Origin of the sequence: Roseobacter sp. SK209-2-6 (assembly GCF_000169455.1) — a bacterium.
In the GTDB taxonomy this organism is placed as follows: domain Bacteria; phylum Pseudomonadota; class Alphaproteobacteria; order Rhodobacterales; family Rhodobacteraceae; genus Pseudophaeobacter.
The window spans coordinates 25,980-45,023 of sequence record NZ_AAYC01000004.1; the positions used below are offsets into that span (position 1 = coordinate 25,980).

Here is a 19,044-nt window from a genome sequence, read left to right on the forward strand (position 1 = left end):
TTTGCTGCATCTTCCGCTGGTCCCGCCGCCGCTCCAGGGGTGCACGGGGGGGCACAGCCTGTGTACGGAGGGTGCCGCCCTGATCTGAGGTGTTACTCCGCGGCCAGGGCGGCCTTGCTGTTGAAGTTCTCCAGGATCGCATCGGCGCAATCGCGGCCGTCCTTGATGGCCCAGACCACCAGCGAAGCGCCGCGCACGATGTCACCCACCGCATAAACGCCATCCATTTCAGTCGCGCCGGTGCGGAACTCTGCCTTAACGGTGCCCCAGCGGGTTACCGGCAGCTCTGGTTGACCCCAGAGCGTGGGCAGATCTTCTGGCTCAAAGCCCAGCGCCTTGATCACCAGATCGGCCTCTTCCACGTAATCCGCACCTTCGATGACTTCCGGTGCCTGACGGCCGGAAGCATCGGGCTGGCCCAGGCGCATTTTTTGCACCATGACGCCCGCGACCTTGCCGTCCTTTTCGGTGAAGCCTTTGGGGGCGGAGAGCCATTCAAAGATCACGCCTTCTTCCTCGGCGTTCTGGGTTTCGCGCTGCGAGCCCGGCATATTGGCGCGGTCGCGGCGGTAGAGGCATTTCACAGAGGTGGCGCCCTGACGGATCGAGGTGCGCACGCAGTCCATCGCAGTATCACCGCCGCCGATCACAACAACGCGCTTACCATTGGCATTCATCTGGCCAGAGGTGAACTCTGCCACATCATCGCCAAAGCTCTTTTTGTTGGAGACGGTCAGGAAATCGATGGCCTTTTCGATGCCTGCGGCTCCGCTGCCGGGCATCTCCAGATCACGGGATTTATAAACACCGGTGGCGATGATCACCGCATCGTGCTTCTCGCGGAGAGCTTCGAAGGTAATATCTTCGCCCACAGCGCAGTTCAGCTCGAAGGTGACGCCGCCATCGGCCAGGAGCTTGTTGCGGCGTTCGACCACGTCTTTTTCCAGCTTGAAGCCCGGGATGCCGTACATCAGCAACCCGCCGGCCCGGTCGGAGCGGTCATAGACGGTGACCTGCAGGCCAGCTTTGCGCAGCCGGTCGGCCGCTGCCAGACCGCCGGGGCCCGCGCCGATGATGCCAACGCTTTCGCTGCGCTCCTGCAATGGAGCGTTCGGCTTGACCCAGCCCTTCTCCCAGGCGGTGTCGGTGATGTATTTCTCAACCGCGCCGATGGTCACGGTGCCATGGCCGGACTGTTCGATCACGCAGTTGCCCTCACAGAGGCGGTCCTGCGGGCAGATGCGGCCGCAGATCTCCGGGAAGGTATTGGTGGCCTGGCTTGTGGCATAGGCCTCTTCCAATCGACCTGTGGCGGTCAGGTGCAGCCAATCGGGGATATTGTTGTGCAGCGGGCAATGGGACTGGCAATAGGGCACACCACACTGGCTGCAGCGGCTGGCTTGCTCTTCAGCCTTTGCAGCGGCGAACTCGGCATAAATCTCATCAAAGTCTTCCCGGCGGCTTTCAGCCTGCCGCTTTTCCGGCATATCGCGGTCGATTTTCACGAATTTGAGCATCGGTTGCTTGGCCACGGGCGGACTCCCTGTTTTGGCTGGCTGCGAAGGGCTGGATCGAAGCACGGTGAGTATTTAGGTCAACAAGCCTTACCATTAATGAAAGGCGCTTCTCCGTGATACTGTTTTAACCAGGAATGTACAGAGATTTTAGGTCCGGATCGGACTCAAATAGGATCTTTCCTAATTTGTCTCATAACTTATACAAAGGCACGACCATTTGACGCGCCCCAGCGACCCCTTTTTGGACCAGCCATCATGCCACTGCTGCAATTGATTCTTGTCGCCCTTATTCAGGGGATCACAGAATTTCTGCCCATTTCCTCTTCAGGCCATCTGATTCTCCTCCCCTCACTCACCAACTTTGAGGACCAGGGGCAGATGATAGATGTGGCCGTTCATGTCGGCACTCTTGCTGCTGTGGTGATCTACTTCTGGAGAGACGTGAAAACCGGTCTACTCGGTCTACCCTGCCTTGCCTGCGGTCGCACCGACACCGAAGGGGCCAAACTGGCGCTTGGGCTGATCATCGCAACAATTCCCACGGTTCTTTTTGGCGCATTCCTTCATTTCACCGGCCTGAGTGACGCCATGCGCTCCATGGCGGTTATTGGCTGGACAATGCTGGGCTTTGGGATCGTTCTCTATATAGCGGACCGGTTTGGAGCCGAGACCAAATCCGCGGGTGACTGGGGCGTAAAGGACGCCCTGATCATGGGGTTTTGGCAGATGCTGGCACTGATCCCGGGCACTTCGCGTTCTGGCATCACCATCACCGGCGCTCGTCAACTTGGGTACAAACGCGAAGATGGCGCCCGCATCGCCATGTTGATGTCCATTCCCACTATCATTGCGTCTGGCGTGCTACTTGGCACCGAGGCAGCCATGGAAGCCGATATAGCAATACTCCGCGATGCAGGTATTGCAGCCGTACTGGCCATGCTCTCTGCCCTTGCCGCGCTTAGCCTGATGATGCGCTTGCTGCGCTCGGTCAGCTTCACGCCTTATGTGATCTACCGGGTCATTCTTGGGGTCATTTTGCTGAGCGTCGCCTACAGCAACTGACCACTGCCATTAAAAAAGAAGTCAAAAAAGAAAGGCGCGGATCCGATCCGCGCCCATCCTATTCTTCGATTATCAGCCGAATAGAAATCTCTTAGGCGCCGCCTTTTAAGTTCTGCGCCGAAGCCGTCATCTCATCATATTGACCAGAGGGACGATACTTCCACAGGTAGCTGGGCAAGATCGGTCCCAACATCTCGGGTTCGATGCCCAGATCCGCAAAACCCTTTGCCCCGTCAGCGACCACGTTGTCACGTCCCAGACTTTTCAGCTGGTCACGGGTCAGGATCTTGTTCTCAACCAGCTGGAAGCTGGCGAATTGCACAATATCAAAGCCGAGCGCGACCAGGCGCGCAACAAAACCAGGCATCGACAATACCAGGCGACGGCGGTGAATAACCGGCAACATGTCTTTGAGCAGATCCGAGAAGCTCTTCACTTCAGGCCCGCCCAACTCATAAATTCCGGAAGCAGCCTCTCCCTGGATCGCTTTGACAGCAGCCTTGGCAACATCATCGACATAAACCGGTTGGAACTTCGTTCCGCCCTTGGCAATCGGCAGAACCGGCGACAGGCTCGCCATGCCAGCAAAGCGGTTGAAGAAACCATCTTCGCTGCCAAAAATCACAGATGGGCGCAGAATGACCGCGGAAGGGAAATAACCTAGGACAGCTTCCTCCCCCAGCGCTTTGGAACGCGCATATTCGCTGGCACCCTCTGCATCCGCGCCAAGCGCAGAAATATGGACCAGATTGTCGACGCCCTGCTTGTGAGCAATCCGCGCGACACGCGCAGCGCCATCCACCTGAACAGAAGTGAAGGTATTCTTGCCCAGTTCATTCAAGATACCAACGCAGTTCACCACTGCATCCGCGCCCTGCATTGCTGCGGCGACTGATGCATCATTGCGGATATTACACAGCACCGGCTCTACCTGGCCCGGCACCCCATAGGGTTTTACATGCATGGCCTCATTGGGGCGACGCACCGCAACGCGAACGCGCCAACCCTCTTTTGCCATACGGCGCGCAATGTAGCGGCCGACAAAACCAGACCCGCCATAGATCGTGACCAGTTTGGACATCTTTTGGCTCCTGAAAATAGCTATGTCAGTGATCTACCGTCCTCGCGCCGCTCAAACAAGGCGCAAATCCAGCATTCCCCGCGACTATGGGTGCAAAATCTCTACCTGTTGCTAATTGCGTCACGATTGGTTTGCATTTTGCTTATTCCACCCTTTAACCTCATCTTTTAGATACAACAGCGTGGAGGCGTTGCAGCTGTTTTATCCAGTAAAGGCCGCCCCGTGTTACAGGCCGCGTTCCAGTAAGAGAGAGTATTATTGTTCAGCAGCCACCATAGAAACCTGGTCAAACAAGGGTTTGAGAGCGAGCGGATGGATATCAGCAGTTTCGTTCCAACCTTTTATCAGACGTTTTTCTCCATCTGCCCCAGCGCCAGGGCACTCTTCCCGGATGACATGCTTGCCCTTGAAGAAAAGATGCTGGCCTCCTTCACCCATTTGGCAGAATCGGTTGAAGGCTCCGCCCGCCTGGATAAGCTGCTTTCAGCCTTGGGTGAAAAACACCAGAATATGGAGGTCTCCGATCTTCATTTCGAAGGCTTCGTAACCAGCTTCATAGAAACACTGGCGACCGCACTTGGCCCAGAATGGAACAACGAATGTGAGCAGGCCTGGCAAAGCTTCCTCACTCATGTCGCGGACAAGATGAATTTCTCGATTTCGCCCCATTAGCAAGGCAGTGATTTCTCCCAACTCCCCTCCTTCATTTGCTCCCTTTAGCTCTTGACCACGGGAAATTGCGAAAACCGATAATTTTCCGTTTGACGCCTCCGCAACACCGGCTTATACGCCCCCTCACGACACCTGCCCAGGTGGCGGAATTGGTAGACGCGCTAGCTTCAGGTGCTAGTGTCCGTATGGACGTGGAGGTTCGAGTCCTCTCCTGGGCACCATTCTCTCCGACAACAAATTCACGAAAAATATCGACACGCGGACATTTCCTGCGTTTCGAAAGAGCTTTCCCATTGCCTGGCGCCCAAACCGGGAACTCCTCCTCCCCTGCGCCACCCTGCGTTAAACAAAGCTAACCTATCGAAATCGCTTCCAGGCAGTTTTTTTGCGCCGCTTTCCGCCATCTTTGCCACCTCAGCACCGTCGCCCACGCAGAAGAGTTGAGTTCGCGGGGCTTTGCGCCTATTCGAAAACCCACAGCATCACTGCGCTGCTCAGCGACACGTCCCGCCCGGTCAGGGCCCCGAACAAACAAAGGAAAGCCGTTTTGGCCAATCATCTCTACCAGAATGACCTGCCCGATGACCTGAAGCTTGGCCCTGTTGTGGCCATCGATTGCGAGACAATGGGCCTGAACCCGCATCGCGACAGGCTTTGCGTTATCCAAATGTCTGACGGCGATGGGAATGCCCATATCATTCAGGTGGCGAAGGGCCAGAGCGAGGCGCCCAACCTGTGTCGCCTGCTGGAAGACCCAGAAACACTCAAACTGTTCCACTTTGGCCGTTTCGACATTGCAGCGATGTACAACGCCTTTGGCGCTCTCAGTGCTCCGGTCTATTGCACCAAAATCGCCAGCCGTCTGGTGCGCACCTATACGGATCGCCATGGGCTCAAAAACCTGACGCAGGAACTTTTGGGAATCGACATCTCCAAGCAGCAACAGATGAGCGATTGGGGCGCCGAAATCCTGACCGATGCCCAGCTGGACTATGCTGCCTCGGACGTCCTGCACCTGCATAAGCTACGCAAGGCACTGAACAAGCGCCTTGAGCGGGAAGGCCGGACCGAGATGGCCCAAGCCTGCTTTGACTTCCTACCGATGCGTGCCAAACTGGATCTGGCAGGCTGGCCCGAAACAGATATCTTTGCGCACTCATGACCGAAAACGAACAATTCCTCGCTACCGCCCGACAGGTCGCCTCCGATGAAGCCCACGCTCTGGAAGCGCTGGCCGAGAGCTTTGACGAGCGCTTTGCAGAGGCTGCGCGCCTGATCCTTTCGGCCACCGGACGTGTAATCGTCAGTGGCATCGGTAAATCCGGCCATATCGGCCATAAGATCGCAGCCACTCTGGCCAGCACCGGCACGCCAGCACATTTTGTGCACCCCGCGGAGGCCAGTCACGGTGATCTGGGCATGCTCTCCAAAGGGGATGTGGTTCTGGCCATCTCCAACTCGGGCGAAGCGCCGGAGCTGGCCAACCTGCTGGCCTTTACCCGCCGATTTGGCATCCCTCTCATCGGGCTTTCCAGCAAGCCGCAGAGCACCCTAATGACCCAGGCGGATGTGCATCTGCAGATCCCCGCCATGGGTGAAGCCTGCGGCTATGGTATCGTGCCTTCCATCTCCACCACATTGACTCTGGCCATGGGGGATGCACTTGCCATCGCAATCATGAAGCACCGGGACTTCCGCCCCGAGAATTTCAGAGATTTCCATCCTGGCGGCAAGCTAGGTGCCCAGCTGAGCAAGGTCAGTGACCTCATGCACAGCGGGGAGGCTTTACCTCTGGTCACAAGCGCAACCGCGATGTCCGAGACCCTGATTGAAATCAGCCAAAAAGGCTTTGGCGTTGCAGGTGTCATCGACGAGAACAAGCTCCTTTTGGGGATCATAACCGATGGGGACCTTCGCCGTCACATGGAAGGCCTGCTCCAGAATGACGCCTCAGCAGTGATGACCGCCGCGCCAACCACGATTGCCCCTACCGCGCTGGCCGAAGAGGCCCTGGCTATCATGAACCAACGCAAGATCACTTGCCTCTTTGTGACTGACCCTGAAGACAACGATAAGGTCAAAGGCTTACTTCATATCCACGACTGCCTGCGGGCAGGTCTGGGTTAGGGCCGGACAGGGCATTCGATGGATAGTTACTCGCGCATGGTCAATTTGCTCAAGGTGCTGCTGCCACTGGCAGCCCTTGCGCTTTTGTCGACTGTCTTCCTGATTTCACGCGGCGCCGAGACCGATGCGGTCATCCCATTTGCGGCCCAGGAAATCGAAGAACGCATGCGGGGACAGCAGGTTACGGGTCCCTTCTTTTCAGGGACCACTGCCCATGGGGATGAGATCTCGGTTACAGCGACAGTGGCGCGTGCAGATGCTGAGGTGCCCCTGCTGGCAACGGACCTGCGGGCAGAGATCAGGATGGCGGCAGGTGGCAGGCTTGCCCTAATTTCTGATCGGGGAACGGTACATCCCGACCAGAATCTCGCGCGTTTCATTGGCAATGTCGAAATCACCACGGCGGACGGCCTTCTGGTACGGACCGAAGCCCTGAAAACCAACCTCAGTACACTACAGGGTGAAAGCCCCGGCACGATCAACGCAACGGGCCCCTTGGGCGAATTGACGGCTGGTCGCATGGAGATTTCGGCCGAAACCGAAGGCGGACCGTTAACTCTTCTCTTCACCAACCACGTTAAGCTGGTATACGATCCCCAAAACCCGAAAGATTGAGCCTTGACCTATCTGCGCATCCTGACGTCCTGCTTGCTCGCCATGTTTTGGCTGACCGCCTCTGCCTGGGCCCAGAATGCTTCGGTTGCATTTGGTTCAGTCAAAGCTGACCCCTCCCAACCTGTTGAAGTGACCTCTGACGCTTTGGCCGTCAATCAGGCCAATGGATCTGCTGAATTCAACGGAAATGTTGTCATCGTTCAAGGAGTCATGCGCCTATCTGCAGACAAGGTCTTGGTCATCTACAAAACCGATGAGAGCGGCAAGCGTGGCATTGAGCGACTGGAAGCAACTGGCAATGTTCTGCTGGTCAGCGGGCCAGATGCGGCCGAAGCGCAGAAAGCCGACTACTCCATCGATAGCGGCACAATTGTACTGACTGGGAATGTCCTCTTGAATCAAGGCGCTGGCACGCTTACCTCGCAACGGCTGGAAGTCAATTTGACAACTGGTACCGCGAAAATGGCCGGGCGCGTCAAAACCATCCTCGCCCCCAGTTCGAACTAAGGCTTGCAGGATTCATGGCGCCAAAACCCGATCTAAAGCTGACCCAGGGCTCCTCTGGTCTTCGCATTGAAAAACTGCGCAAAAGCTATCGCAAGAAAGTTGTGATCCGAGAGGTCTCTATGACGCTGGATCGCGGTGAGGCAGTCGCCCTGCTGGGGCCGAATGGGTCCGGAAAAACCACAAGCTTCTATGCCATCGCAGGATTGATTTTCCCTGAGGCGGGTAAAGTCAGCATAGATGGACAAGACGTCACCACGCTTCCGATGTATCGCCGTGCCCGTCTTGGGATTGGGTATCTACCACAGGAAATGTCGATTTTCCGTGGGCTTTCGGTCGAGGATAACATTCTTGCTGTTCTTGATATTGCCGAGAAGCACGATCACAAGCGCCGAGAGCGCCTTGAAGAGCTGCTTTCGGACTTTTCCATTGAACATCTTCGACGTGCCCCGGCGCTCGCGCTTTCCGGCGGTGAACGTCGCCGGGTAGAGATTGCCCGCTGCCTGGCTGCCGACCCCAAGTATCTGCTTCTGGATGAACCCTTTGCCGGGGTCGATCCGATCTCTGTTGGTGACATACGCCATCTTGTGGCTGACCTCAAAACCCGCGGCATCGGTGTTTTGATCACCGATCACAATGTACGCGAAACCCTGGAAATCGTTGATCGCGCCTATATTCTGCACGATGGTCAAGTTCTCATGTCTGGCAGCCCCGAAGAGGTTGTCGAGAATGAGAATGTGAGGCGCGTCTATCTGGGTGATAACTTTAAGATTTCTTAAGTTACCCTCGCCCACCATACAACCCAGGGATGATGAAACATGTCTGCGAAAAGCAACTTTTCTAGAGCTGTTTTTCGCCAATTCACCCAGTTTCCTCTTTCAAATTTTCCCGATCACCATTGACTCTCCCTGGAAGTTGTCATGGAATTGGGACATGGCAAACATGCAGTTCGACGCAGGCAGCAAAATGGTCTTGACCCCAAGACTCTCTCTGCTGCAGCCAATTGCTATGCCCTATCCCCGAACCCAGAACTGACGACAACCTCCAGGCCCATATCCTGGGGGTGTTTTGGGTGGAAATTTGTGAAGGAGATCACATGCGTTATAAAATCAGCGGTAAACAGATCGACATTGGTGAAGCATTGCAAACCCATGTTCAAACCGAGCTGGGGAGCGTCGTCGCAAAATATGCAGAGCGCCCAACCGATGCAAATGTCGTCTTTTCCCGGTCCGCGCATGAATATGTCTGTGAAACCACAGTGCATCTGTCCACTGGGCTGACCGCTCAGGCGAAGGCCCATGACACTGAAATCTATGCCGCTTTTGAAGGCTGCTGCGAGAAAATGGAAAAGCAGCTGCGCCGTTACAAGCGCCGATTGAAAGATCATCACAGAGAGCGTAGCGAACCGGTTGAAATCCTCGGTGCAAATTCTTATATCCTCGCCTCGGACGATGCGGATAACGCGGCCGAGCCCGAAAGCCTGCAGCCCATCATCGTTGCTGAAATGGAGACGCGAATTCCTTCGCTCTCTGTTGGTGAAGCAGTGATGCAGATGGAACTGGCAGGCGCTCCGGTTTTGGTCTTCCGCAATGAAGGCAAAGATGGATTGAACGTGGTTTACCGGCGTGAAGATGGCAACATCGGCTGGATTGATCCTGCGGTTTAGGTCCTGTTAAACAGGGTGCACCTCGGCATCCGAACGGAGCAGAAACGATGCAGATCTCTAGCATTCTCAAACCGCAAGCGGTTCGGGTAATCGGCGCTGTTTCGAGCAAAAAGCGGCTATTTCAGGAAATTGCCGAGGTCGCACAAACGTCTTACGGTCTGCCCAGCCAGACCACGGTTGAGGCTCTTCTTGATCGGGAGAGCCTTGGCCCTACGGGGGTCGGTCATGGTGTGGCCCTGCCCCATGCGCGGCTCGATTCTCTCGAAGAAGTCTGCGGCGTTTTCCTGATCCTGGAAAAGCCACTTGATTTCGAATCTGTAGACCGACAGCCCGTCGATATAGCGTTTTCGCTATTTGCACCCGAAGATGCCGGTGTAGAGCATCTCAAAGCGTTGGCTCTGATCTCTCGTACCCTGCGCGAGCAGAGTTTCTGCACAAAGCTGCGCGCCAACCATGACCCGGCGACGCTGTTTACGATTCTGACCGAAGATCAGCCCATCAAAGCCGCCTAACCCATAACCAATCCAACATCAGGTCGCCATCTGGGCCTGCTTTCGCTACTTGGCCTTGGCTAGCCATTCCAAGGCTTGAAGCCAAAACCGATATAGTCCCGCTGGTAAAGAGAAGCGACGCTTTTCTCCAGATCTTCGTTCCAGATCTCGGACAGAGCAAAGGGTGAGCGCATCAGAGCGGGTAGCGGGGCTACCGCATTCTGGCATCCCATTTTTTGGGCCAGCGCAGGCAAATCCAGCGCGATTTCGTCTTCTCGCAGGATGAGGTCAGGGCTGCTCACCTCGGCAAAGCCGCTGAGTATCTGAGACTGGCTTGCCCATTCCGCATCAATCCGAACAGAGGTTTGCTCCGCCAGATTGCTTTGCAGGAAATCCAGAAAAGCGGTAAATGCTGCCCGGTGCTGGTCCAGCCCATAGCTTTCATCTGGTCCATTTGGGGGCAAAGGCAATTTGAAACGTCGCATCAGGGTGCTCCGGATCGCGCCATAGCTTTGCCGTCCATTGCTTAGAATACGGTTGCAGAAGACCTCATGCACGCGCAGGGCTGGATGACGCAGGACCGTGAAACTGCGAAAGCCCGGATTGCCACGCTTCCATTGGCGCAGCTGCTTTTGCTTCATATTGCCAATCAGGTCTTCCACCGAAACGCTATCGAGGGCAGCCATCCAGGTTTTGATTTCCTCGACAGGGCCACCCCTGACCGGCAGGTACAGTAGCGGCGTCTTTGCGCCCGCGACATAGCCCGGAACCGCCGCCCCCCTGCGAGGTTCAAAATTGGGCGTCCTGCTGAGATTGAACTGATCACGCCCGGAGAGAGCCCGCTCGAGAATCTCGGGGTTTTCAACCTTGGCCTCTATCGGTGCCGGGTTTTGCCGCTTTAGACGGTCATCCAGGGCCTCTAGCGGCTCTGTAACGCCAAGCCACTTGGCCAGGCCATTCATGACCTGCAAATCCTTCAGGTCCTCGTAGGCGAGATAGAACGCCGTCTGTCCGGATTTCTGCAATCCGGCAAGCAAGGTCATCTGAAAGGCCTGTAGGGCCTCGACATGCTGGGCAAATTCTTTTTCATCAAAATGCGCCAAGGCTTCTTTGCGCTTTTTGATATTGGTCAGTTTCCACTGTCCCGTCGCCTGCGCGATTTTCCAGGAAATATAACTCTCCAGCGGATTCCGCGTGAGGATGATCTTGGCGCAACGTTCGTTTTGAAGGATCTCATCCAGAACGCGCGGGTCATGGTCATGGAAATAGCGAAAGCCCCCCAGAACGCCGGCTGCCTCCTGCACTTTCCGGATCACCGCAAAGGGATCAGCCTCTCTCTGCTCCTGGGTCACTCCCAATAAGTCATCCTTGTTGGGGAACCCAATAAAATAAGGGTTAAACGCCTCTCCGTAGCATGCCAATCCTGCAAAGGCATTCAGGTTGCTTTCCAAAAAATTGGATCCTGTGCGCATTTCAGCAAAGACCACAAAATAATCGAACTGTTCTGACATAGGCTACTTTCGAACCAGATAGGGTTTTCTAGGTGGTTTTGGCACATGCGTTGGACCAGGTTCCACCGGGAAATCCCCCATCAAATAGGGGTGCATGCCCTGATTTTTGAGGTTTTGCAAAAACTGGCCAAACCCTTCAAGTTCACTCATTTTTGGGGCTTCACCCAAATGCCGCGGCGCCATTGGGCCCAACTCTTCGAGAATGGATTGCAAAGCTTCCATCGGCGCTTCGATGAACTCTGCCATTGTCCAAATTCTAACCCGCGCTTTGGTTTCTTGTGCACGTAGCTTGGTGAGAAAAGCCGCCTCGATCTGCTGCAATCTGGCCGCTTCTCTTCGCAGGTCGGAAAAGTTTTGATTTGAACGAAACAGAGGAACTGCCCAGGCTCCGCTGATTACTGATATCTGTGCATTCGGGTCGCGTATCAGAAACTTCTGAATTGCCTGATTGTCCCCCGGACCAAACTGAAAACACTGGCGTTCGCTGCGACAACTCCAAAGCAGGTTATTCAGAAAGCTCTCTGCGTTGTAATCTCTTAGAGCGGCGCTATCCGTCAGGGCACCATTTATCAGTGTTTCACCGTCAGCGAATTCAACGCGTTCCGGATCAAAAAGATGGCCATGCACCCTTGTGCCGCTGGTTCTTGCAAGCCAAGGCTCGAAGTCCTCAAACAGCTCAGCAAAGCCCTGAAAAACCGAATAGGGTTTGGCGGAAATCGCATTCACCGCCCAGCGCCCCGGAAAGCGGCTCTGCATATAGAGCCCGGGTCGGCCAATTGTCCGCCGCTCTACGGCTTTGGTGAAAACCCGGTCAATTTTTCCTGGATTGGGTTCCGTTCGTTTCATGGCACTGGCCGGGTCAGTCAGGAAGGCCTGATACAAACGATTTGCCTGCGGCCAAATCTTGCGGGCAACAAAGCAGTCAGACCGCCGCAACAGCTGTAGGTGGTCGTCATAAAAGACATGCGGTTTACCCTGGAAATCGAATTTGGACAGCGTCAGAGAGCGGCTTTCAATACTGGTGGAGTATTGCCGGACCAAGGTCTGGTAATAACTCTCATCAGGAATCCAGACCTTTTGAAAATAGCGATCATAGGTTGGGCGTTCCGGATCTTCCAATATCGCCGACAGTGTCTGCCGCGTAAGACACCACCATTGGCTGCCCATATGGGGAACCAGGCCCTGTGGGATCCTTCGCTTGATCCGCAACCTGCGCTGCAAATCCACATAGCGATCAAACAGAAACCGGCGCTTTTTCCAGGAAAAGGGAAAATACAGGGTAAAGCGCTCTACATCCAATCCGCCAACAATCCACGGCACATCTGCAGTGGTAGCGCTTTCGATGAAATCCGTCCGAGGGCGCTGATTCAGATAGTCGACCAACTCATGGATGGGCCTTAGCGGCAAGCAGGACCCGGATGACAGATAGACGTGGCGGACTTCTGGAAATTGGGCGAGCATTAGCGTGGAAGCAGATTGCGAAGCCGCAACAATACCCCAGGTCCCCCATTCGCAACGGTGACGTTTACAGAAACGGATCAGGGGATCATCTTCCAGCGCCTTGCGAAAAGTCCGGAAGGTTGCAGTATCAACATTCTGATCAACATGAAGAACCACAGGACAGCCACTTGCGGTCCAATGTCTTGCAACCTGCTCCGCCCTTTCCAGCGCGGTATGAACCAACATTATGATGCCAACTGGGTTCATGCCCAGTTCCCCTTTGACATCAGACCCAAAATCTCCAATTGGCGCCAGTTGATGTATTTCTCGCTCCACTTGCACCAAAGTTGCGGGTGTTCTTTCATTGCCTTGTCATAGGCCAGATACTCCCGCGAGGCTGCGTAGTGCTCCCCTCTGGTGACCTCCTCCTGGGCCTTGGCAGTCAGGGTATCCAGGAACTTCGTATGCAGCAGGGCGCCACTTGCCTTCTCACCGCCTTTTGTTTCGTAGACCTGATTCAGACCACGAGGAAGCAGTGAGTGGGTGGAACTGATAAAGGTATAGTGCCGGTTCCACTTTACCAAAGGTATCTTGTTGAGAGCAGGCGCTTTCTTAGGTGTCTCCGCAAAGAACACCCGGCTCCGAGGTCCGCCCTGTATCCAGAGATTGCCATAGGCTGGGTTCTTACTGATGGAGTAGTTTCCGCTGTCAAACCAATTGGCAATCTCAAGAGGGTCCTGCCCCGCTTGATATGCCACTTCGTCGATCCGTCCTTTGGGGTAAACATCAATCAGCATGGCTGCAAAACTACGGATCGCTGAACTGTCCAGCCAATCTGTCAATGCCTGGATTGGACGCGTATCGCAAAAGGGATAGATAAAGAACTCATCCGGGTCGACAACCAATACCCAGTGACCATGGGCATAGCGTCGCTTCAGATAGTTCATCCAGTCCACGCCAAAATGCGCACTCTTGTAGCTGGAATTTGTATGCCACAGCGACACATCTGACATTCCCGCTAGGTAATCAGCTGTCCCATCTTTGGACCCATTGTCGACAAAAAGGAAGTGATCCACCCCAAGATTGCGATAGTACTCCAGAAAGTAAGGCAATCGGATCTGTTCATTCCGCATCGTGGAGACTAGCAGTACATGACCGGGGCGTATGTTGCAGGTATTATCCTGCACAGACTGCAGCTCAGAAGATTTGCGCACAGCCCGGATCAGCCGCCGCTTTCGGCGGAGCCGCATACGATAAGAATCCCAAAGACTCACTCGAACCCCATCACACTTGAGAGCAGAATGCTGTGCAATCAGCCCCGGTCAGAGCACCGGGATCATCCAACGCAATATGTCATGTTAAATTCATATAAACAACGGATTTAGAAACGGTTGCGCCCCGCTCAGGTCAGGTTGCAACACCTGCCTTTGCGGCTTGGCGCTACTGCCAGCCGCCCCGGGACATCAGCCCCAGCCGCTCCAATTGCCGCCAGCCCTCATAGCGGACGGAACCCGCGCACCACAGATCCGGGTTGGCAATCAGGGCGTCGTAGTATGTGTCATAGCGTTCGCTATGAGTGAAATGCTGCCTGCGCTGCTTTTCCTCAGCTGACTTGCTGACGACCCCATCCAGGAACTTGCTGTGCAGCAGAACTCCGGTGGGCCGGTTCAGCCGGGCATCAAATACCGCATTCAGCTTTCGCGGCAGAACCGTGTGAGTCGAGCTGACATAGGCGTAGCGCCGGTTCCAGCGCACCAGCGGCACCTTGTGCAGATGCGGCGCATAATCAGGGTTTTCCTGGAAAAATACCCTTTTGCGCGGCCCGCCGCGGATCGAGACCTGCTCGAACTTACCTAGATACTCCCAAGTGTACCCTTCGGCATCAAACCAGCTGAGGGTCTCAAACGGGTTTGCGCCCGGAACCGCGACCTGCGTGCCAAGCGGCCCTTTCGGGTACATATCCAGCATCATCGCTCCAAAGGAGGCCGCTCCTTGCTGATCCAGCCAGCGCGTCAGATCCCGCAAGCTACGGCTGTCCGAATGTGGATAGGTCAGGATTTCATCGGCATCCGCTGTCAGGGACCAGACGCCATGGCCATAGCGGATCTGCAACCAGGTCAGCCAATCAACACCAAATCGGGACTCTCGGTAGCTGGCCTCCGTATGCCACAAAGAGACATCCGGCTGCGTCGCAAGATAGGCGGCGGTGCCATCAGTGCTGGCATTGTCCACAAAAAAGAAATGCGACACCCCCGCCCGGCGGTAGTGCTCTAGGTAAAACGGCAAGCGCCCCATCTCGTTGCGCACGGTGGCAAAGCACAGAATTGGGTCATTCGGGATCTGCGCCGTCCGGTCCGCCATATTGCGAAGCTGACTTCTGGCTCGCAGGGCGCGCCACAGCAGCTGCCGACGCTTCCACCGCAGCTTGTAGGCCCCGGTCAGGCCTTGCAGCGGCGGATCAGGCGCGGCGAAATGGACCATGCTCAGGCCTCGTACTGGCCCAGTTTGTGCCATTTCCAGGCATCTGCAATCATGGTCTGCAGGTCAGAGCGCTGAGGCGCCCAGCCCAACTCATTCAGAGCTCTGACCGAACCGGACACCAATTTGGTACAATCTCCCGCTCGACGCGGGCCTTCGTTGCAGGGCACCGGGGTACCCGTCACCTCTTCGGCTCTTTGCATAACTTCACGGACAGAAAAACCGCTGCCGGTTCCCAGATTGAACACGCGACTGCCCTTGCCATCCTGGAGCCACTTCAGGCCAAGCACATGTGCATCAACCAGATCGCAGACATGCACATAGTCGCGAATGCAGGTCCCATCAGGCGTATCATAATCCGTACCAAAGATGGTCAAAGCATCACGCTTTCCATCAATCGCATCCAAGACCAGAGGGACAAGATGGGTTTCAGGTCGGTGAAACTCGCCCACCTCGGCCTCGGGATCTGCCCCCGCAACATTGAAGTAGCGAAAGATCACCGAGCGCAACCCATGCGCGGCACCAAAATCTCTCAGCATATCCTCAACCGCGCGTTTAGAGGCGCCATAGGCATTGAGCGGTAGCTGAGGCGCATCTTCATCCAAGACGATATTGTCATGCTCGCCATAGGTGGCGCAGGTGGAGGAAAAGACAAAATCCAAGCACCCCACAGCAGCTGCTGCTTCTAGCAAACACAGCGAACCGCCTGCGTTGTTGCCCCAGTAAAGGCCCGGCTCATTCATCGCCTCACCAACCTGGCTAAGCGCAGCAAAATGCATCACAGCTATTGGCTGATACTGGGCAAATACTTCATCCAGCCTGGCCCGATCTCGCAGATCCCCCTGCTCAAAGGGGCCGAATTTAACCGCATCACGCCAGCCGGTCACCAAGCTGTCATAGGTCACGGGCGTAAAGCCCGAAGTCTTCAAGGCTTTGCAAGCATGGGACCCGATATAGCCAGCACCGCCGGTTACAAGCACATTTGACACGTTTCAATTCACCTGCTGAAGGCCATGCGGCCGGTTTCAGGTCAAAAAGAACTATTGCGCAGCTTTGTCAACCGATGTGACCTCATGCAAGAAAGACAGGAGATCATCTCGCAGGTCGCTGCGGGAGAGGGCAAAGGCGACGGTGGCTTGCAGGAAACCCGCCTTGGAGCCACAGTCAAAGCGCTGCCCCTGGAAGCGGAAACCTGAGACAGGCACCCCTTGGGTGATGTCCTCGGCAATGGCATCCGTCAGCTGGATTTCCCCACCGGTGCCCTGTTTCATCTTCTGAAGATTGCGCAGCACCGAGGGCTCCAGGATATAGCGGCCGATCACCGCCAGATTGGAGGGTGCTTCCTCCATCTTGGGTTTTTCCACCATACCATTGGCCAGAACCACCTGGCCGCGGTCTTCCTTGACATCCAGCACCCCATAAGAGGAGGTCTGCGCTGGCGCCACTTCCATGGCCGCAACCATATTGCCGCCGGTCTCCCCGTAGGCCTCAACCATCTGCTTGAGACAGGGCGTCTCCGCCGCGATCACATCATCGGGCAGAATAACCGCAAAGGGTTCATCGGCGATCAGACGCCGCGCGCACCAGACCGCATGGCCAAGACCCAGGGCCTTGTGCTGACGCACATAGGCAATGGCGCCGGAATCCATGGTTGTCTTTTTCAAAACCTCAAGCAGCTCATCCTTGCCCTTTTTGCGCAGCTCCTGTTCCAGAACCGGGGCATGGTCAAAATAGTCCTCAAGCGCGCCCTTGCCGCGCGAGGTCACAAAGATGAATTCCTTGATACCCGCCTCGCGGGCCTCATCGATAGCATATTGTACCAGCGGGCGATCCACCAAGGTCATGATTTCCTTGGGAACCGATTTCGTCGCCGGGAGGAAACGGGTCCCCAAACCCGCAACTGGAAAAATCGCCTTGGTTACTTTTCTGCGCATCCGCTTCTCGTTTCTTTAGCTCAAAGGACCAACAGATCCACACTCACAAATACCATCGCTGCAAATCAATCAGAGCAGCTTCTCACCTAAGAATTAGCAATGTACCGAAGAAAACGCCGATTCTAAGGCATCCCGCTTCATTACCAATGATAGGTTTGTTTCCACTTATCTTCAAAGTGGCAAAAAGAAGAGGTACTGCTGCACAAAGGATTATTTTCATGCAGAAATGTCAGGCCTCTCCCATTTTTGACATCATCGCTTCTATTTTCCCCACATCTTCTGGATTGTTCAGTTCCCAGAACTCGCGCCCCTGTGCGGCGACCTCGACGCAGAGTACATTGCGCCCATTTTCCAGGAATCGTAGCTGCTCCAACCCTTCCAATTGCTCCAAAGGCCCCACTTCCCAATCTGAATAGGCCGCGAGTGCATCTGGTCGGTAAGCATAGACCCCCACGTGGTGAAAAACGGGAGTCGACGCATCATCCGCGAAGCGTTCCGAGCAGAAAGGGATGACCTCTTTGGAAAAGTAAAGCGCCCGCCCGCCAGTACCAAAGACCGCTGTTGTACCACCAACGCGCCCCTCTTTGCGATCGGTCAACAAGCTGTTGAGCGCGGCACCATCACATTGCAACACAGGGGTTGCCAGCCCCATCTCGGGCGCTTCACGCAAAGCACTCACCAGGTCTTCAATGAACCAATGTGGCGTCAGTGGCGCGTCACCCTGCAGATTGACCACGATGTCATAGCCACCGCCAAGCACCTGATGCGCCTCAGCGCAACGCTCGGTTCCGTTTCCGCAACTCTCCGATGTCATCACAACTTCAGCGCCAAAGGCTTCGGCAGCTTCTTTGATCCGATCATCATCTGTCGCCACGACAACGCGATCAATACCCTGAACCTTGCAAGCCGCCCGCCAGGATCTTTCAATCAGCGTGCGCTTTTCACCGGTGGCTCCGGTCAGTTCGGCAAGCGGCTTGCCGGGATACCGGCTGGAGGCATAGCGCGCAGGAATAACAAGCAGAACAGACATCAAGCTTCTTTCAGGTCAACGCCAGGAGCACAGGCAATGAAAAATGGGTTGGCGTATCCTTCTTTGCCATAAAGCAGCGCAGAATGGTCATCAAAGCGCACCACTTTTCCGCCAGCTCCCGTCAAAACTGCGTGACCGGCAGCCGTATCCCACTCCATTGTGCGTCCGACACGCGGGTAGATATCTGCCTCACCGGTGGCCACAAGGCAGAACTTCAAGGAAGATCCAGCGCTTTTGCTGTCCTTGACCTTGTACTTTCCAATGTAGTCATCGGTCGCCTGATCCCGGTGGGATTTGGACGCAACAACCATCAAGGCCTCGTTGTCACTCTGCGCGACTTGGATCGGCTTCAGCTCACCAAGCGTATCGGGGTCAAAACTTCCGGTCTCTTCAACAGAGGATCCATCCGCCTGGGTAAAGAACATGCGCTGGCGTGCAGGCGCGTAGACAACGCCGCGGGTGGGCTCACCTTTTTCCACCAAAGCGATGTTGACGGTGAAATCACCACGTCGGTGAATGAACTCTTTGGTGCCGTCCAGCGGGTCCACGATCAAGAAGGTGTCCCCCTTGATTTCATGCGAAGCCGCCTGTTCTTCTGTGACCAGCAATACATCCGGAAAAACCGCACGCAGCCCGGCTGAAATCAGCGCGTCCGCTGCCTCATCTGCTTCCGTTACCGGGCTATCATCTGACTTAACCTTCACGGCAAAATCATCTGAATTGTAGATCTCCATGATCTTTGCACCAGCTTCGATCGCCAGGCGCCGGATCACTGGAACCAGTTCTTCATAGGTCAAGACTGCTCTCCTGCCCAAAGGGTTAATTGAAAATTTGCTTCCCCCCTCTTATGGTGACTGCCAAGAGCTTCGACAAGAAGCCTATTCGACTAATCACCTAACCTTTTGGGTAAAAAAGA

Annotated in this window: 19 protein-coding genes and 1 tRNA gene; 10 read left to right on the forward strand and 10 right to left on the reverse strand. The window is 55.4% G+C overall.

Going from position 1 to position 19,044, the window contains the following annotated elements; translation table 11 throughout:
* Positions 1-92: 92 nt before the first annotated feature.
* Positions 93-1,532, reverse strand: a complete 1,440-nt coding sequence (locus RSK20926_RS07525; RefSeq protein ID WP_037254312.1) for an NAD(P)-dependent oxidoreductase — start codon at positions 1,530-1,532, stop codon at positions 93-95.
* 240 nt (positions 1,533-1,772) lie between these two features.
* Here RSK20926_RS07525 and RSK20926_RS07530 point away from each other — a divergent pair, with 240 nt between their 5' ends.
* Entirely contained in the window at positions 1,773-2,579 is an 807-nt protein-coding gene (locus tag RSK20926_RS07530) for an undecaprenyl-diphosphate phosphatase (RefSeq protein WP_008205551.1), read from the forward strand.
* Between the two features lie 91 nt (positions 2,580-2,670).
* Here the strand turns inward: RSK20926_RS07530 and RSK20926_RS07535 are convergent, their stop codons facing one another.
* Positions 2,671-3,660, reverse strand: a complete 990-nt coding sequence (locus RSK20926_RS07535) for a complex I NDUFA9 subunit family protein (RefSeq protein ID WP_008205554.1) — start codon at positions 3,658-3,660, stop codon at positions 2,671-2,673.
* A gap of 312 nt (positions 3,661-3,972) precedes the next feature.
* Here RSK20926_RS07535 and RSK20926_RS07540 point away from each other — a divergent pair, with 312 nt between their 5' ends.
* The 9 genes from RSK20926_RS07540 (at position 3,973) to RSK20926_RS07580 (ending at position 9,756) form a co-directional block, all read left to right on the forward strand.
* Positions 3,973-4,332 (forward strand): globin domain-containing protein, encoded by a 360-nt coding sequence (locus RSK20926_RS07540; protein WP_008205556.1) that lies wholly within the window; start codon positions 3,973-3,975, stop codon positions 4,330-4,332.
* A gap of 134 nt (positions 4,333-4,466) precedes the next feature.
* Positions 4,467-4,553 (forward strand) — tRNA-Leu (locus RSK20926_RS07545).
* Between the two features lie 326 nt (positions 4,554-4,879).
* Positions 4,880-5,494 (forward strand): ribonuclease D, encoded by a 615-nt coding sequence (locus RSK20926_RS07550; protein ID WP_008205560.1) that lies wholly within the window; start codon positions 4,880-4,882, stop codon positions 5,492-5,494.
* Positions 5,491-6,459 (forward strand): KpsF/GutQ family sugar-phosphate isomerase, encoded by a 969-nt coding sequence (locus RSK20926_RS07555; RefSeq protein ID WP_008205562.1) that lies wholly within the window; start codon positions 5,491-5,493, stop codon positions 6,457-6,459. The genes RSK20926_RS07550 and RSK20926_RS07555 overlap by 4 nt, the downstream gene beginning before the upstream one ends.
* Before the next feature lie 18 nt (positions 6,460-6,477).
* Positions 6,478-7,074, forward strand: a complete 597-nt coding sequence (lptC, locus tag RSK20926_RS07560) for an LPS export ABC transporter periplasmic protein LptC (protein ID WP_037254316.1) — start codon at positions 6,478-6,480, stop codon at positions 7,072-7,074.
* Positions 7,075-7,116: 42 nt separating this feature from the next.
* Positions 7,117-7,581 (forward strand): lipopolysaccharide transport periplasmic protein LptA, encoded by a 465-nt coding sequence (gene lptA, locus RSK20926_RS07565; protein ID WP_008205564.1) that lies wholly within the window; start codon positions 7,117-7,119, stop codon positions 7,579-7,581.
* A 14-nt stretch (positions 7,582-7,595) separates the two neighbouring features.
* Positions 7,596-8,357: an LPS export ABC transporter ATP-binding protein gene (gene lptB / locus RSK20926_RS07570; protein WP_008205567.1), complete on the forward strand. Its 762-nt coding sequence runs from the start codon at positions 7,596-7,598 to the stop codon at positions 8,355-8,357.
* Positions 8,358-8,674: 317 nt separating this feature from the next.
* Positions 8,675-9,244, forward strand: a complete 570-nt coding sequence (gene hpf, locus RSK20926_RS07575) for a ribosome hibernation-promoting factor, HPF/YfiA family (protein ID WP_008205571.1) — start codon at positions 8,675-8,677, stop codon at positions 9,242-9,244.
* Positions 9,245-9,291: 47 nt separating this feature from the next.
* Positions 9,292-9,756 (forward strand): PTS sugar transporter subunit IIA, encoded by a 465-nt coding sequence (locus RSK20926_RS07580; RefSeq protein WP_008205572.1) that lies wholly within the window; start codon positions 9,292-9,294, stop codon positions 9,754-9,756.
* 59 nt (positions 9,757-9,815) lie between these two features.
* On the opposite strand, the gene RSK20926_RS07585 is transcribed toward RSK20926_RS07580, so the two are convergent.
* From RSK20926_RS07585 to cysQ, 8 genes are all read right to left on the reverse strand, one after another.
* Positions 9,816-11,246, reverse strand: a complete 1,431-nt coding sequence (locus RSK20926_RS07585; protein ID WP_008205573.1) for a sulfotransferase family 2 domain-containing protein — start codon at positions 11,244-11,246, stop codon at positions 9,816-9,818.
* Between the two features lie 3 nt (positions 11,247-11,249).
* Positions 11,250-12,953 (reverse strand): DUF5927 domain-containing protein, encoded by a 1,704-nt coding sequence (locus RSK20926_RS07590; RefSeq protein WP_008205574.1) that lies wholly within the window; start codon positions 12,951-12,953, stop codon positions 11,250-11,252.
* A complete protein-coding gene (locus tag RSK20926_RS07595) occupies positions 12,950-13,936 on the reverse strand; it encodes a glycosyltransferase family 2 protein (RefSeq protein ID WP_008205576.1) in 987 nt (328 codons plus the stop codon). The genes RSK20926_RS07590 and RSK20926_RS07595 overlap by 4 nt, the downstream gene beginning before the upstream one ends.
* A gap of 190 nt (positions 13,937-14,126) precedes the next feature.
* On the reverse strand, positions 14,127-15,167 hold the full coding sequence (locus RSK20926_RS07600) for a glycosyltransferase family 2 protein (RefSeq protein ID WP_008205578.1): 1,041 nt from the start codon (positions 15,165-15,167) through the stop codon (positions 14,127-14,129).
* Positions 15,168-15,169: 2 nt separating this feature from the next.
* On the reverse strand, positions 15,170-16,153 hold the full coding sequence (gene galE / locus RSK20926_RS07605) for a UDP-glucose 4-epimerase GalE (RefSeq protein WP_008205580.1): 984 nt from the start codon (positions 16,151-16,153) through the stop codon (positions 15,170-15,172).
* A 51-nt stretch (positions 16,154-16,204) separates the two neighbouring features.
* Entirely contained in the window at positions 16,205-17,098 is an 894-nt protein-coding gene (galU, locus tag RSK20926_RS07610) for a UTP--glucose-1-phosphate uridylyltransferase GalU (protein WP_008205582.1), read from the reverse strand.
* Positions 17,099-17,327: 229 nt separating this feature from the next.
* The gene (locus tag RSK20926_RS07615; protein ID WP_008205584.1) at positions 17,328-18,128 is read right to left on the reverse strand and encodes a 3-deoxy-manno-octulosonate cytidylyltransferase; all 801 of its coding nucleotides are present in this window, start codon (positions 18,126-18,128) and stop codon (positions 17,328-17,330) included.
* Positions 18,128-18,925, reverse strand: coding sequence for a 3'(2'),5'-bisphosphate nucleotidase CysQ (cysQ, locus tag RSK20926_RS07620; RefSeq protein WP_008205586.1), 798 nt, complete (start codon positions 18,923-18,925; stop codon positions 18,128-18,130). The genes RSK20926_RS07615 and cysQ overlap by 1 nt, the downstream gene beginning before the upstream one ends.
* Positions 18,926-19,044 lie beyond the last annotated feature (119 nt).